We start from the raw sequence: 14,846 nt of genomic DNA, 5'->3' as shown, positions 1-14,846 counted from the left end.
CCGAAGCGCAACGGAGGTACCGCACATGCCTAGCCTTCTCCGCAGGCTCACGCTCGCCCCGGAACAGCCGGAGGAGCAGGGCGTTTCCGGGGATGTCGTGGCCGAGGCGCTGGAGCCGATCCCGGCGTACTGCGATGTGATCGACGGCCACGTCAAGGACGTCATCGAGCAGACCGGTGAGGCCGCACACGCGATCGTCCAGCAGATGGTGAAGATCGACTCGTTGGCGGAGGTGATGGCCGGCGACGTCGCCCAGCTCGCCGGCACCCTCAGCCGCACCGAACGGGAGCTGTCCCAGGTCAGCTCCTCCAACGACCAGCTGGTCAGCCGGCTGATCGCCTACTTCCTGCACCGCGACCACCAGATCCGGGCGCTCGTCGAGCAGATGCGTGAGCTCAACCAGCACGTCACCCAGATCGAGGAGGTCAGCCGGGCCACCAACATCCTCGCGCTGAACGCGATGATCGAGGCGGTCCGGGCCGGCGACGCCGGCGAAGGCTTCTCGGTCGTCGCCGACGAGGTGCGCAAACTGGCGCACCGCTCGTCCGAGGCGGCGCACGGCATCGGCAGCAGCATCGGCGACCTGACCGCGAAACTCGACGCGGTACTCTCCGACGACACCCAGTTCGATCGGGCCGCGGAGATGCCACCGGTCAAGGAGGAGACCGCGATGACCCGCCGGCTGGGCGGCATCGCCAACGCTCAGCGGGAGATGTCCGAGATGGTCTCCGGCATCCTGCGGGACACCGTCGTCGCCGCCCGCCAGGTGCAGACCAGCTCGAACGCGCTGACCTCGGAGACCACCGGGGCGGTGGGGCACGTGCAGTTCCAGGACATCAGTCGGCAGATGTTGGAGCATGTTGCGGAGGCGGTCGCCGACGTGCGCGGGCAGGCCGAGTCGGTGGCCGGGTACGCCCAGGGCCGGGTCACCGCCGACGAGGTCCGGGACGGGGCCATCAACGTGGAGGACCTCCGCTCGAAACACGTGATGGCCCGGCAGCGGTTCACCCATGCCGCGCAGACCGGTGAGGACGCCTCAGCCGGGACCGAACCGTTGATCGAACTGTTCTGAGAGGGTTTGTGATGGCGCGCATCGAGGATTACGGCCACGAGGCGCCGACCGAGCAGGACGCGGTCAAGGCATTCGCGGAGCTGGTCGGCCCGCGGATGGCCGAGGGGCTGTGGAGCCTCGCCGTGCAGTCGCTCGGCCTGCAGCGACCGGTGTCCAGTCCGGCCGACCTCCGGCGGGTGGCCGAACACGTGATGGAGGTCGGCGAGCTGAGCCGGGTGGCCGGGCGCTCGCTCAAGGTCCGGCTGATCACGTACGAGGCGCTGGCCCGGACGGTCCAGTCGTGACCGCGCGGCACCCCGACCGGATCCGCGACCTGGCCCGCCTCGGTCTCGACCGGGAGGAACACCGCGGCTACCTGGGCGAGCTGGTCAAAACCGTGGCCGACCGCCTGCAGACCCCGTTCGCACTGGCCGACGCCCTACTCAACGACGCGCAGGTGTTCCTGGCCGGCACCGGCCCGGTGCCGGACTGGATCGGCGAATCCGGCGGCACCCCGCTGGAGTGGGCGTTCTGCACCCGCTTCCTCACCACCAGCGCCCCGTTCACCGTCGGCGACTTCACCGAGGACCCGGAACACCGGGACAACCCGCTGGTGCGCATCGAGGGGGTCCGCTCCTATGTCGGTGCCCCGCTGATCTCCTCGACCGGGCACGTCCTCGGCGGCCTGTGCGCGCTGGACGTGCGCCCGCGCCACTTCACCGAGGACGACATGCGATATCTCAGCGGGATGGCCGCCGAAACCGTCCGCCGCATCGAGGACCACGCCGGCCGGGCCGCCTGAGCGAGACTGCCGCACCGTCCCCGCCGGTCGCAATGGCAGCATGTACCGCATGACGTTTTCGCTGCCCATCCCGGCCGAGGCCAACGCGCTGCTGGACCGGAGTCCGCTGGCCGTGCTGCTGGGGCTGGTGCTGGACCAGCAGATCACCATGGAGAAGGCGTTCACCTCGCCGCTGGTGCTGGCGCAGCGGCTCGGGCACGAGCCCACCGCGACCGAGATCGCCGACTTCGATCCGGAGGCGCTGGTGGAGATCTTCGCGACTCCGCCGGCGCTGCACCGGTTCCCGAAAGCGATGGCGGCCCGGGCCCAGGAGGTGTGCCGGGTGATCGCCGATCGCTACGCGGGGGACGTCGAGGCGCTCTGGCGGGACGCGTCGAGCGGGGCCGAGCTGTACCAGCGGATCTTCGCGCTGCCCGGGTTCGGGAAGCAGAAGGCGCAGATCTTCGTCGCGCTGCTGGGCAAACAGGTCGGGGTGCAGCCGTCGGGGTGGCGGGCGGCGGCCGGTGGGTACGGCGAGGAGGGCGCCTACCGGTCGGTGGCGGACATCGTCGACGATGAATCGCTGGCCCGGGTGCGGGAGAACAAGAAGGCGGCCAAGGCGGAGGCCAGGGCGGCCAAGGGCTGATTCGCGGCCGATGCCGGCGGGTGGACCGGGCGAATGGGCGGACTGGTTGGGCAGAAAGGCCCGTCCGGTGCGAGGATGGCGGGGTCGAACGGGAGACCCCTGTGAAGAAGCAGCCCTCGGTCCTGATCACGGATGCCGCGCGGAGCCCTGGCGATCAGTTGCGCAGCCGCGAGGTCCGGTACGTGTTGATGATGGGCACCCGGGTGGGCTGCCTGATCCTCGGTGGGGTGCTGGTCAGCGTGCGGCCGCCGCTGCTCGCCCTGTGGCTGGTGCTGTGCCTGGCCGGCATGGTGTTCCTGCCGTGGGCCGCGGTGCTGATCGCCAACGACCGGCCGCCGAAGACCAAGGCGGAACGGGCCGCGGACGCCGCCGCCCGGGAACGGCAGCAGATGGCGTTGACCGAGGTCGTGCCCGAGGAGCGGGAGCCGGTCACGATCGACTCCGAGATCATCGAATCGGACAAAAAGCTTTAAATAGCATATGTCGTATGTCCGCGCTGATAACTGACCGCCGCTCCCGCCGGGGCCGGGTCACGATGATCTGGCCGCTGGCGCGTCCATAGCGATCATCGCGACCCTTCATTGCCCGTGGATGGTCACCGAGAAGACCGGGTCCGGCGGCAGCAGCCGGGCGGCGTCCGTGGTTGCTCACCGAGAGAGCCGGGTCTCTCGCGCGGCAGCCGGGCGGCGCCCGTGGGTGGTCATCGGGAGGGATCGGGGCGGGCGCCGAGGAGTTGGACAGCGGCTGCTCCGAGGGCGGCGCCGGCTTGCAGGGCGGCCGGCGGCGAGCCGTCGTTGAGCCAGGATGTCAGCAGGCCGGCGGCGAAGGCGTCACCCGCGCCCGTGGGGTCCTTGACCGGCACGCTGAGGCCCGGAGCGGACCATGCGGAACCGTCGCGGGTGGCCCAGACCGCCCCGGCCGGGCCCTGCTTGACGACCGCATGGCGGACGGTCGCGGTCAGCCGCGTGGCCTGTGCCGCGGCGGGGGCGGGGCCGGCCAGCACGTCCGCCTCGTCCGCGTTGCACAGCAGGAGGTCGGCGTCGCGTACCCAGGTCAGGAAAGCGGACGCACCCGCGTCCCGCAACGGTGCGGCGGACGCCGCGTCGACGCTCACCGTGAGGCCCTGCTGCCTCGCGGCCGCGAGGGCCGCCAGGCCCGCCGGGCGGGACCCGGCGTGCAGCAGCGGATAGCCGGACAGGTGCAGATGGTCGCCCGGCGCGGCGGCCCGCAGCGCGGCGGTCACGTGCGCCGGATCGAGCAGCAGGCACGCGCCCCGATCGGTGATCATGGTGCGTTCCGACGCGCCGGTCAGCACCACCACGCTGCCGGTCGCCGCACCCGGCAGCACCCGCACCGCGTCGCCGACCCCGGCCGCGACCAGCTCGGCGACCCGGTCCCGGCCGGCCTGGTCGGCACCGACCGCGGCGACCAGCGTCGTGGCCTGCCCGGCCCGGGCCAGCCAGGCCGCCGTGTTGGCGGCCTGGCCGCCGCCGCTGACCCGGATCGCGGCGGCCGTGTCCGAGCCCGGCCGGATCGGGCCGTCATGCTCCACCAGCACGTCGGTGACCAGGTCACCGACGACGATCACCCGGGGCACGACACGGCCCGCGAGAGGTGAGCGGCGGCCCGGGCCCGGGAACCGGTCCGGAATGGCGAGCCGGCCCGGGGTCGGGTAGCCGCCGGGGGTCGGGAAGTGGCCCGGGGTCGGGTGGCGGCCCGGGGTCGGGTGGCGGCCCGGGAACCCGAAGCGGCGGCGAGAACGCGCGGCACGGCTCAGGCCGGAACGGAGAAGCCGAGCGGCGCGGCGGTCCCGGCGCTCTCGGCGACCGCGATCCGGGCCGCCAGCGCGGCGTTGCGCAGGATGATCCGGACGTTGGTGGTCAGGCTCTGCCCGTCGGTGCTGGAGTGGAAGTGCGCCAGCAGGAACGGGGTGACCGCCTTGCCGGTGACGCCCTGCTCGGCCAGCGCCGCCAGGCCGCTCGCCAGGGTGCGGTCGTGCAGCTCCGGGTCCAGCTGCTCGTCGGTGGGCAGCGGATTGGCCAGCACCAGCGCGCCGGTGGTGACGTCCTGGTCGCGGCGGGCCCGGATGAAGTCGGCGACCTGCTCCGGCGAGTCCAGCTGCCAGTCGACGTCGAAGCCGCCGTCGGTGATGAAGAAGCCGGGGAAACGCCGGGTGCCGTAGCCGGCCACCGACACGCCCAGCGTCTCCAGCCGCTCCAGGGTGGCGCCCACGTCGAGGATCGACTTCACGCCGGCGCAGACCACCACGATCGGGGTGCGGGCCAGCGCGGTCAGGTCGGCGGACTCGTCGAAGGTGAGGTTCGCCTCCCGGTGCACCCCGCCCAGGCCGCCGGTGGCGAACACGCCGATCCCGGCCGCGGCCGCGACCGCGCTGGTGGCGGCGACCGTGGTGGCTCCGTCGGCCCGGTGCGCGGCGGCGATCGCCAGGTCGCGCACGGACAGCTTGGCCACGTCTCCGGCGAGCGCCAGGTGCTCGATCTGGGCGTCGTCGAGGCCGGCGATCAGCTCGCCGCCGATCATGCCGATGGTGGCCGGCACCGCCCCGTTGTCCCGGACGGTCTGCTCGATCTCCCGGGCCACTCGCAGGTTGTCCGGGTGCGGCAGCCCGTGCGAGATGATCGTGCTCTCCAGGGCCACCACCGGGCGGCCGTCGCGGCGGGCACGGATCACGTGCTCGCCGAAGCGAATAGCGAAGTCAGTCACGGTGCCCACGGTACGGGCCGTCTTGGCTGCGTTGTCGTTGGACCGACCAGGGGTGAGGTGTCAGACTTGTCGGCTGGAGCTTTTCTCCACCCACTTTTGTGATCTTCTGAAGGGCAGATACCTGTGAGCACCCAGATCCTCGAGCGTCCGGAGACCAAGGACGCCGACACCGGTCCGGAGATGTTCCACTACGTGCGCAAAGAGAAGATCGCGGAGAGTGCCGTGATGGGCACCTACGTGGTCGCGCTGTGCGGGGAGACCTTCCCGGTCACCAAGGTGCCGAAGAAGGGCTCCCCGGTCTGTCCGCAGTGCAAGGAGATCTACGAAGCCATGAAGGCCTGATCGGGCCGTGGCGAGCGGATACGGACTGCTCGTCGCGGATCTGATCGGGGTGGCGGTGTTCGCCGCCTCCGGGGCCTCGGCCGGCGTCGCGAAACGCCTCGACCTGTTCGGGGTGGCGTTCGTCGGTTTCGCGTCCGCCCTGGGCGGCGGGATCCTGCGCGACCTGACGATCGGCGCGGTCCCCCCGCTGGCGTTCGCCGACTGGCGGTACGCGGTGACCGCGGTGCTCGCCTCGGTCGCGGTGTTCTGGCTGCACCCTCGGCTGCACCGGGTGCGGCGGACGGTGCTGGTCCTGGACGCCGCCGGCCTCGGACTGTTCACCGCGACCGGCACACTGAAAGCGCTCACCGCCGGGGTGCCACCGGTCGGCGCCTGCCTGCTCGGCATGCTGACCGCGATCGGCGGCGGGCTGACCCGCGACCTGCTCACCGGTGAGATCCCGGTCGTGCTGCAACGCGACATCTATGCCAGCGTCGCCTTGGGCGGCGCGATCCTCGTCACCGGAATGCAGCGGCTCGGCCACACCGGTCCGGTGCCGCTGGCCGGCGCCGCGGCCCTGATGACCGGGGTACGGCTGCTCGCGCTCTACCGACGCTGGTCGGCGCCGGTCGCGGTGCCGTGACCCGCGGCGGGCCCGGTCCGCGGCTATGCTGGATGCTCGCCTCCGCGACCTCTGCCGCGGAGGTTTTTCCATGGATGAAGGGATCACCGGAGCTTGAGCCCGTCTCTGCCGAATCTGGAGATCTTCCCGCCGTTGCGGGCCTGGCAGCGCAAGGCGATGGTGGAATATCTTCGCCGCCGTTCCGAGGACTTCATGGCCGTGGCGACGCCCGGCGCCGGCAAGACCACGTTCGCCCTGCGGCTGGCCGCCGAGATGCTGGTCGACGGCACCGTCGACGCGGTCACCGTGGTCTGCCCGACCGAGCACCTGAAGTCGCAGTGGGCGCAGGCGGCGGCCCGGGTCGGCATCCAGCTCGACCCGCGATTCCGCAACTCGGAGATCCACTCGTCGCGGGACTTCCACGGGGCGGTGGTCACCTACGCCCAGGTCGGGATGGCGCCGCAGGTGCACAAGCGGCGCACCATCACCCGGCGCACCTTCGTCATCCTCGACGAGATCCACCACGCCGGCGACTCGCGCAGCTGGGGTGACGGGGTCAAGGACGCGTTCGAGCCGGCCGCCCGGCGGCTGCTGCTCACCGGCACCCCGTTCCGCTCGGACGAGAACCCGATCCCGTTCGTGCAGTACGAGCGCGGCATGGACGGCATCCAGCGCTCCAAGGCCGACTCGGTGTACGGCTACGGCGACGCGCTGCGCGACCGGGTCGTGCGGCCGGTGATGTTCATGGCGTACTCCGGGGAGACCCGCTGGCGCACCAATGCCGGTGACGAGCTGGCCGCCAAGCTGGGCGAGCCGATGACCAAGGATCTGATCGCCCAGGCCTGGCGGACCGCCCTGGACCACCGCGGCGAGTGGATGCCGCAGGTCATGCAGGCCGCGCACAACCGGCTGCTGCGGGTCCGGGAGGGCATGCCGGACGCCGGTGGCCTGGTCATCGCCAGCGACCAGACGGCGGCCCGGGCGTACGCGAAGCTGCTGCACGACCTGACCGGCGAGGCGCCCACCGTGGTGCTCTCCGACGACGACGGCGCCTCCGGCCGGATCGCCGAGTTCGCCGCCTCGCAGAAGCTGTGGATGGTCGCGGTCCGGATGGTGTCCGAGGGCGTCGACATCCCGCGGCTCGCCGTCGGCGTCTACGCCACCAGCGCGTCCACCCCGCTCTACTTCGCGCAGGCGATCGGCCGGTTCGTCCGGTCCCGGCAGCCCGGCGAGACCGCCACCGTCTTCCTGCCCAGCGTCCCGCACCTGCTCGGACTGGCCAGCGAGATGGAGGCGGAACGCAACCACGTGCTCGGCGCGCCCAAGGAGAAAGACGGGCTGGACGACGAGCTGCTGGAACGGGCGCAGAAGTCCGAGGACGCCATCGGCGACCTGGAGAAACAGTTCGAGGCGCTGTCCGCGACCGCCGAGCTGCAGGAGGTCATCTACGACGGCACGTCGTTCGGCGTGCCGGCCCGCACCGGGACCGCCGAGGAGGCCGACTATCTCGGCCTGCCCGGCCTGCTCACCCCGGACGAGGTGACCATGCTGCTGAACAAGCGGCAGACCGAGCAGCTGGCCGTGCAGAAACGCCACGAGCAGGAAGCGGCGAGGAACGCGCCGGAGCCGGCCCCGCGCGAGGCGGTCGTGCCGATGAGCGCCGGCGAGCGCCGGGCCACCCTGCGCCGCCAGCTGAACACCCTGGTCGCGGCGCACCACCACCGCACCAACCTGCCACACGGCAAGATCCACGCGGAGTTGCGGCGGCTCTGCGGGGGGCCGCCGAGCGCCCAGGCCACGATCGAGCAGCTGGAGGAGCGGATCGCCACGATCCAGACCTTCTAGATACCTTGTGTGTGGCCGGTCACCGCCGATAAGCCACCGGGGGAGGTGTCTATGCGGGAGACCACGCAGCACGCCGTACGCCTGCTGGAGCGGGCGCAGACCGGCGACGCCACCGCGGCGCTCGCCGAGGCGGAAACCGTGCTCCGCAGCCCTGGCGGCGACCTCGCCTGCATGCACTTCGTCCGGGTGGTGTGCCGGATCGCCCAGTCCGACCCGGCCGGCGCGATCGCCGCGGTCGGCCCGATGCTGTGCGCCGCCGAGCGGGAGGGCAGCCGCGGCTGGCAGGCCGCCGGCCTGGCCAGCCGCGCGTGGCAGCGGCTGCGCGCCGCCTCGACCGGCGGGATGACCGCCGACCACGACACCGACGAGGTGCTCCGCGACCTGGTCGCCGCCGAGATGCTGGCCGACGGCGAGCCCGACCCGGTGGCCGCGGTCAACTCCCGGGTCGCGGTCGCCATCGGGTGGTACGAGCTGCGGCTGTACGAGCTGGCCGAGCCCCAGTTCACCGTCGCGTACCGGATGAGCAGTGCGGACGCCGGCCGGAACGGCAACCGGGCGATGTGGTCGCTGAACCTGGCCGAGATGCACCTGCGCTGGGCGCTGGAGCTGTACCAGATCCACCGGCCGGCCGAGGCCGAGGGCCACAGCGCCGAAGCCGAGCGGTACGCCATCCGGGCGGCCGGCGAGGTGTCCGGCGCCGACGCGGCCTGCTGGCGGGACAACGCGCTGCTCTACGCCGCCTGCGCCCGCGCCGACCGGCACGACCCGGGCGGGGCCGCGGCCGACATCGTGCGGTACACCGCGCGACTGCGGGACCGCGGCTTCCCGACCGACGCGCTGGCGATCAGCCGGCCCTTCCACGGGGTGGCGCTGCTGCGCTCCGGGCGGCCCGCCGACGCCCTCGCGGTGATGGCCGAGGCGGCCACCGGGCTGCCGCCCGACGCGGACTGGCTGGTCGTCGCCAGCACCCACCGCACCCGGGCGGTCCTGCTGGCCCACCTCGGCTCGGCGGACGCCGCGGCCACCCTGGCCTACGGGGACGGCCTGGCCGCCGCCCTGTGGCGCCAGCGGCTGAACACGCTGCACGCCGCCCGTACCCGGTACGACCTGGAACAGCTGCGCGTCCAGCACGAGCAGGTCGCGAAGGCCGCCGAGATCGACCCGCTCACCGGCATCGCCAACCGGCGCGCCTTCGACCAGGCGCTGCACGCCGCGCTGTCCCGGCCCGGCGACGCTGCCGTGCTGCTCATCGACACCGACAAGTTCAAGGTGATCAACGACACGCTGGGCCACGCCGCCGGCGACGCCGCCCTGCGCGCCATCGCGGCCGCGCTGGCCGCCCAGGTCGAGGCCGCCGACCTGGTGGCGCGCCTGGGCGGCGACGAGTTCGCGGCGCTGCTGCCGGGCGCCGGGGCGGCGGAGGCGGCCGCGGTCGCCCGCCGGATGGTGCAGGCCGTCCGCGACATCCCGGACTGCCTGGCCACGGTCAGCATCGGCATCGCCGTCGGTCCGGCTGCCGCCCTGCACGACGTGCTGGAACAGGCCGACGAGGCCATGTACCGAGCCAAACACCGCGGCGGCGACGGCACCGAGACAACCTTCACCCCACAGAACCGAGCCGCCGCCTGACCCGGCCCCGAGCTCGCCGTCCCAGCGGATTCAGCCACCTCACGGCCGGACTCCACCGAGCCCCCTCACCGGCCGGACTCCACCGAGCCCCCTCACCGGACCGACTCCACCGAGCCCACCTCACCGGACCGACTCCGTCAGAGCCACCTCACCGGACCGACCTGAGCTAGCCGACCACTCAACCGGCCTCGACCGACAGGTCCGCGCGGCCGCCCCGACTAGCCGACCGATCCGGGTGGGCTTCCCGGCCCCACCCGACCGGTCCGCGCAGGATTCCCGGCCTTGGTTGACCGGTCCGCGCAGACTCGCCAGCCTCAACCGACCGATCCCGCCCGGGATGACTCGGCCGGCCGGGGTGGAGCTACGGCTTGGCGATGTCGTCCGGCCCGCTCATTTGCCCATGGCGAGCCTCGCGGGGCGGGTCTGGGGTCCAGTGACCACCCGCGGGCGGTAGGGCGCGGTGATTTGTTCTGGACGCGCAGCGGCCAAAATCGCCGTGCCCGGGAGCGGCGGGAGCAGCGATCAGTTATCGGCCGCAGCGCACGACATCATGATGTTGATCTTGCTCTGGGTCTTCTGGAAAAGAGTTGCCCGGGAGCGGCGGGAGCAGCGATCAGTTATCGGCCGCAGCGCACGACATCATGATGTTGATCTTGCTCTGGGTCTTCTGGAGGGAAGCTGCCCGGGAGTGGTGATCGATTATCGGCCGGAGCGCACGACATCCGCCTGGCAAATTTGATCTTGATCTTCCGAGGACGCACCGGCGAGCACGGTGAAGGGGCGCCTCTCGCGAGACGCCCCTTCGATTCCGTCTTCAGTTGGGGGACCGCTGTTAGTTGCTGGAGTTCGACATCATGTTCGCACCGCGCCAGGTGAACTCCGGATCGGCGGAGAACTGCACCGCGATCTTCACCAGATCCTCGGCGTAACGGTTGGCGTGGTGGCCGCAGAAAACGAGGTCACCTCCACCAGCCAGGGTCAAACGGAGCTTCCCGGCTGCATTGCAGCGGTCGCACCGTTCATCGGCTGCTGTGCCGGCCAGGCTTCCCGCTGGCGGCGTGAGAGTCGGGGTCATCGCCTTCCTCCTCTGTTCGTCACCGATGAACATGTTCCTCGGCTACTGCTAACACATGGTGCAACACTCTGCACCCTTGCGGCCTTCCCGTAGTGCCCCGGGGGGACCGAGGTCACACCGATTGCGACTAGTGTGCCGTGTTCCCAGGGTGCCACGTCAACGATCACTTCTGCACAACGGTCTGATCACCACCCGTTGATGTACGGGTGGTGACCAAACGGACACGTAATGTTGACCGATCGGTCTAGTCGAGGTAGTCGCGCAGAACCTGCGACCGTGACGGGTGCCGCAGCTTCGACATCGTCTTCGACTCGATCTGCCGGATCCGCTCACGGGTGACGCCGTAGACCTGGCCGATCTCGTCCAGGGTCCGCGGCTGCCCGTCGGTCAGGCCGAACCGCAGCCGGACCACGCCCGCCTCCCGCTCGGAGAGCGTCTGCAGCACCTGCTGGAGCTGGTCCTGCAGCAGCGAGAAGGAGACCGCGTCGACCGCGACGACCGCCTCGGAGTCCTCGATGAAGTCGCCGAGCTGGCTGTCGCCCTCGTCGCCGATCGTCTGGTCCAGCGAGATGGGCTCACGCGCGTACTGCTGGATCTCCAGCACCTTCTCCGGCGTGATGTCCATTTCCTTGGCCAGCTCCTCCGGGGTGGGCTCACGGCCCAGGTCCTGGAGCAGCTCGCGCTGGATGCGGCCGAGCTTGTTGATGACCTCGACCATGTGCACCGGGATGCGGATGGTGCGGGCCTGGTCGGCCATCGCGCGGGTGATCGCCTGCCGGATCCACCACGTCGCGTAGGTCGAGAACTTGTAGCCCTTGGTGTAGTCGAACTTCTCGACGGCGCGGATCAGGCCGAGGTTGCCCTCCTGGATCAGGTCCAGGAACGCCATGCCGCGGCCGGTGTAGCGCTTGGCCAGCGAGACCACGAGCCGCAGGTTCGCCTCGAGCAGGTGGTTCTTGGCCCGCTCGCCGTCCCGGTTGATCCACTTGAGGTCACGCTCGAAGTTGCGCTCGAGCGTCTCCTCGCCCTCCTCGGCGGCGCGCAGCCGCTCGGCGGCGTAGAGGCCGGCCTCGATCCGCTTGGCGAGCTCGACCTCCTGCTCCGCGTTGAGCAGCGGAACCTTGCCGATCTGCTTGAGGTAGGCGCGGACCGAGTCGGCCGAGGCGGTCAGCTCGGCGTCCCGGCGGGCCTGCTTGAGCGCCTCGGACTCCTCGTCGTCCCACTCGAAGTCGCCGTCGGTGGCCGAACTGGCGGCGTCGGTCGCGGCGGCCGCGACGAGCGCGGGCGGCTCCTCGACCACCACGTCCTCGATCTCGGCGGCCAGCTCCTCGGGGTCGATCTCCTCGCCCTCGGGACCCTCCTCGCCGGGCTTGGCGGCTTTCGCCGGGGCGGCCTTGGCGGTGACCGCGGCCTTCTTCGCCGGGGCCGCCTTGCGCGCGGCCGGCGTGGCCTTCGCCGGGTCGGTGGACGGGGCGGCGGCCTGCTTCGGGGCGGGCGCGGCCTTCTTCACCGGGGCGGCGGTCTTGGCGGTCGTCGCCTTCGACGCCGGGGTGGCGGAGCGGGCGGCGGCCACCTTGCGGCGGGTGCTGGCCGAGCCGTCGACCACGACCGTGATCCCGGCGTCCACCAGGCCGCGCAGAATCTTCTTGGCCTGTGCCGGGTTGACGGCGGCGGACTCGAGCGTGTGCGCGACCTGGGCCGAAGTGAGCTGCCCGCCCGCACCCTGGGCATGGGTGATCAGGGCCTCGGTGAGAGAGCGAACGTCGGCACCGTTCTGGTGGGCTTCTGTCACGAATGACCTTCCGGAGGCGATGAGATTGGGCACGGCCATGGTCCAGCGCAGCACGCCGGAGGCGAGTCTCGCCGGGTTGATGTGGGAACCCCCGGGTCACGGACCGTCCCGCAGTGAGTGTCCGTGAAGCGTGGGCAGGGGTGAATTGTAGCGCCGTCGAACGAGATCCTCCCCCCGCAGCACGCCGCCGGGGCCCGACGACCTCGTCGGCACGGGCTCTGGGCGAGAATCGTATCGGCGGAAAGGACCCATACGTGAGCGAGATTTCTCCGGGATCGACACCCGGCGAGCTGCTGGAGATCGCTGTCCGGGTGGCCCGGGAGGCGGCGGCCACGGCGAGCCGGATGCGCGGCGAGGCGATCGGCGACGTGCAGACCAAGAGCACCGACACGGACGTGGTGACCGCGGCCGACCGGGCGGTCGAGCGGCAGGTGGTGGCGGCGCTGCGGGCCGAGCGGCCGGGGGACACGGTGCTCGGCGAGGAGTACGGCGGGGCGGCCGGCGCGGCGCCCGGCGCGGTCCGCTGGATCCTCGACCCGATCGACGGCACGGTCAACTATCTGTACGGGCTGCCGCAGTACGCGGTCTCGCTGGCCGCCGAGGTCGACGGCGAGGTGGTGGCCGGCGTGGTGCGCAACGCGGCGACCGGCGACGAGTGGACCGCGACCCGCGGCGGCGGCGCCTGGCGGGACGGCCGGCGGATCAGCTGCTCCACCGAGACCGTGCTGGGGCAGGCGCTGGTCGGCACCGGATTCGGCTACGACCCTCGGCGGCGGGCCCATCAGGGCCGCGTCTTCGCCCAGATGATCACCCGTGTGCGGGACATCCGGCGCCTGGGTGCGGCATCCTTGGACCTCTGCCTCGCGGCCGAGGGCAGACTGGACGCGTTCTTCGAGAAAGGTCTCAATACGTGGGATCACGCGGCCGGTGGGCTGATCGCGGCGGAGGCCGGCATGGTCGTGTCCGGCCTGGGCGGCGCCCCGGCCGGTCCGGAGATGGTGCTGCTCGCCCCGCCGGCGCTCCATCCCGCCCTGCACGACCTGCTGGTGGAGGTGGACGCCGCCGGTGGGCCCTAGGGCCGGTCCTAGTCGTTCTCGGGCTTCTTGGTGACCGGCTTGAGGCAGGCACCCGGCGGCAGGGTCGGCTCGCCGATCTCGACCAGCGACTGGTTGACCTCGGTGGTGGTGGCCAGCTGCTGGAAGTCGCTGCCGATCACCACCTCGATCAGCTCGCCCTTGCGCTTGTCGCTGTACACCATCTTCGCCTGAGCCAGGAAGTACGCCTTGACCAGCTGCGCCTTGCCGACCGTGTCGGGGCCGAAGCGGATCTCCGCCACGCCCTTGAGCTTGCTCTTGCTCTTGCCCGGGTCCTTGACCGTGAAGCGGCGGTTCTTGAACTCGGTGGAGACGCTGTCGGCCAGGCCGGCCCGGTTGGTCCCGTTGAGGATCTGCAGGGTCACCTCGGCCGGGTCGTCGGGCAGGTGAATGTCCGCGGCCGGAGCGCCGGCGGCACACTTGCCGCCGGCCGCGATGTCCGCCTGATCGTCGCGCACCAGCGCGACGATCACGAAGACGATCGCGGCAACCGCGAGCACGCCGACGACGACGAGCGCTCGGACGCGCGCAAAACTCATGGGATTGGCTCCAGATCAGACGACCGGCCGCGGTGAGGTCGCCGCGCCTGTCGAGAGGTTAGCGTGGGTCCGCCAGCCGCGCGGAAACAGGCGATGCTTCCGGCGCGCCGACGATGATCCAGACGCTGGTACCCCTACTTTGATGTCGCCTCAGTCACATCGGGAACAATGTGCCGCCAGTGGGCGTACAACCTTGCCGCAACGGCGGTAAGGTTCCGCGCTCGCCGGGCCCGAACACGGTGTTCGCGCGAGTGTCAGAAATCGTCTGGCGGAACCGGGAACCGAAACCCTGTCATGGGCGTTACTAACGCCAAGTGACACATCGATACAGGAGAGTGAAAACCGATGGCCACCGACTACGACGCCCCGCGTCGCGATGAGGTCGACCTCGGCGAGGACAGCCTCGAGGAGCTCAAGTCCCGCCGCGCCGACTCCCAGTCCGGCGCGGTGGACGTGGACGAGGTCGAGGTGGCGGAAAGCTTCGAGCTGCCCGGTGCCGACCTCGCCGACGAGGAGCTCACCGTCAAGGTGCTGCCGATGCAGACCGACGAGTTCCGCTGCTCCCGCTGTTTCCTCGTGCACCACCGCAGCCAGCTGGCGACGGAGCGCAACGGGGAGCTGATCTGCCGCGAGTGCGCCTGACCGGCGTGCTCGCGCGCAGAGCGCCGACACCCGCCCGCGGGCGGGCCCACACGGGGATGGACACGGGGTTTGACCCTGGTGCGGT

At 71.4% G+C, this 14,846-nt stretch carries 16 protein-coding genes; 11 read left to right on the top strand and 5 right to left on the bottom strand.

Features of this window, described 5'->3' with window-relative positions; all coding sequences use genetic code 11:
* The first annotated feature begins 25 nt into the window (after positions 1-25).
* From ACSP50_RS35080 to ACSP50_RS35060, 5 genes are all read left to right on the top strand, one after another.
* Positions 26-1,072 carry a methyl-accepting chemotaxis protein gene (locus ACSP50_RS35080; protein WP_014694070.1) on the top strand — a complete coding sequence of 349 codons (1,047 nt, stop codon included), beginning with the start codon at positions 26-28 and terminating at the stop codon, positions 1,070-1,072.
* A gap of 11 nt (positions 1,073-1,083) precedes the next feature.
* Positions 1,084-1,356: a hypothetical protein gene (locus ACSP50_RS35075; RefSeq protein ID WP_014694069.1), complete on the top strand. Its 273-nt coding sequence runs from the start codon at positions 1,084-1,086 to the stop codon at positions 1,354-1,356.
* A complete protein-coding gene (locus ACSP50_RS35070) occupies positions 1,353-1,853 on the top strand; it encodes a GAF domain-containing protein (RefSeq protein ID WP_014694068.1) in 501 nt (166 codons plus the stop codon). Before ACSP50_RS35075 ends, ACSP50_RS35070 begins: the two co-directional genes overlap by 4 nt.
* 40 nt (positions 1,854-1,893) lie before the next feature.
* Positions 1,894-2,478 carry an HhH-GPD-type base excision DNA repair protein gene (locus ACSP50_RS35065; RefSeq protein ID WP_014694067.1) on the top strand — a complete coding sequence of 195 codons (585 nt, stop codon included), beginning with the start codon at positions 1,894-1,896 and terminating at the stop codon, positions 2,476-2,478.
* A gap of 101 nt (positions 2,479-2,579) precedes the next feature.
* Complete coding sequence (locus tag ACSP50_RS35060; RefSeq protein ID WP_014694066.1) at positions 2,580-2,951, top strand: DUF3099 domain-containing protein; 372 nt, start codon at positions 2,580-2,582, stop codon at positions 2,949-2,951.
* Positions 2,952-3,178: 227 nt separating this feature from the next.
* On the opposite strand, the gene ACSP50_RS35055 is transcribed toward ACSP50_RS35060, so the two are convergent.
* Both ACSP50_RS35055 and ACSP50_RS35050 read right to left on the bottom strand, forming a co-directional pair.
* Positions 3,179-4,075: a carbohydrate kinase family protein gene (locus ACSP50_RS35055; protein ID WP_014694065.1), complete on the bottom strand. Its 897-nt coding sequence runs from the start codon at positions 4,073-4,075 to the stop codon at positions 3,179-3,181.
* A gap of 176 nt (positions 4,076-4,251) precedes the next feature.
* Positions 4,252-5,202 carry a pseudouridine-5'-phosphate glycosidase gene (locus ACSP50_RS35050; RefSeq protein ID WP_043516174.1) on the bottom strand — a complete coding sequence of 317 codons (951 nt, stop codon included), beginning with the start codon at positions 5,200-5,202 and terminating at the stop codon, positions 4,252-4,254.
* Between the two features lie 117 nt (positions 5,203-5,319).
* Here ACSP50_RS35050 and ACSP50_RS35045 point away from each other — a divergent pair, with 117 nt between their 5' ends.
* The 4 genes from ACSP50_RS35045 (at position 5,320) to ACSP50_RS35030 (ending at position 9,619) form a co-directional block, all read left to right on the top strand.
* Positions 5,320-5,544, top strand: coding sequence for a DUF3039 domain-containing protein (locus ACSP50_RS35045; RefSeq protein WP_043512800.1), 225 nt, complete (start codon positions 5,320-5,322; stop codon positions 5,542-5,544).
* 7 nt (positions 5,545-5,551) lie between these two features.
* Entirely contained in the window at positions 5,552-6,166 is a 615-nt protein-coding gene (locus ACSP50_RS35040) for a trimeric intracellular cation channel family protein (RefSeq protein ID WP_014694062.1), read from the top strand.
* A gap of 156 nt (positions 6,167-6,322) precedes the next feature.
* Entirely contained in the window at positions 6,323-7,990 is a 1,668-nt protein-coding gene (locus ACSP50_RS35035; RefSeq protein WP_369793975.1) for a DEAD/DEAH box helicase family protein, read from the top strand.
* A gap of 51 nt (positions 7,991-8,041) precedes the next feature.
* On the top strand, positions 8,042-9,619 hold the full coding sequence (locus ACSP50_RS35030; RefSeq protein ID WP_014694060.1) for a diguanylate cyclase: 1,578 nt from the start codon (positions 8,042-8,044) through the stop codon (positions 9,617-9,619).
* Between the two features lie 832 nt (positions 9,620-10,451).
* Here the strand turns inward: ACSP50_RS35030 and ACSP50_RS35025 are convergent.
* The gene (locus ACSP50_RS35025) at positions 10,452-10,694 is read right to left on the bottom strand and encodes a hypothetical protein (RefSeq protein ID WP_014694059.1); all 243 of its coding nucleotides are present in this window, start codon (positions 10,692-10,694) and stop codon (positions 10,452-10,454) included.
* Positions 10,695-10,938: 244 nt separating this feature from the next.
* Positions 10,939-12,525 carry an RNA polymerase sigma factor gene (locus tag ACSP50_RS35020; RefSeq protein WP_014694058.1) on the bottom strand — a complete coding sequence of 529 codons (1,587 nt, stop codon included), beginning with the start codon at positions 12,523-12,525 and terminating at the stop codon, positions 10,939-10,941.
* 215 nt (positions 12,526-12,740) lie between these two features.
* On the opposite strand from ACSP50_RS35020, the gene ACSP50_RS35015 reads away from it, so the two are divergent.
* Positions 12,741-13,562, top strand: coding sequence for an inositol monophosphatase family protein (locus ACSP50_RS35015; RefSeq protein WP_014694057.1), 822 nt, complete (start codon positions 12,741-12,743; stop codon positions 13,560-13,562).
* Positions 13,563-13,570: 8 nt separating this feature from the next.
* On the opposite strand, the gene ACSP50_RS35010 is transcribed toward ACSP50_RS35015, so the two are convergent.
* Positions 13,571-14,119: a LytR C-terminal domain-containing protein gene (locus ACSP50_RS35010; RefSeq protein ID WP_014694056.1), complete on the bottom strand. Its 549-nt coding sequence runs from the start codon at positions 14,117-14,119 to the stop codon at positions 13,571-13,573.
* A gap of 345 nt (positions 14,120-14,464) precedes the next feature.
* Here ACSP50_RS35010 and ACSP50_RS35005 point away from each other — a divergent pair, with 345 nt between their 5' ends.
* On the top strand, positions 14,465-14,761 hold the full coding sequence (locus ACSP50_RS35005) for a DUF4193 domain-containing protein (protein WP_014694055.1): 297 nt from the start codon (positions 14,465-14,467) through the stop codon (positions 14,759-14,761).
* The last annotated feature ends 85 nt before the right edge of the window (positions 14,762-14,846 follow it).

Source organism: Actinoplanes sp. SE50/110 (assembly GCF_900119315.1).
Lineage (GTDB): Bacteria > Actinomycetota > Actinomycetes > Mycobacteriales > Micromonosporaceae > Actinoplanes.
Note: the sequence above shows the minus strand (reverse complement) of the source record. Positions and strands in the feature narration are given on the sequence as shown.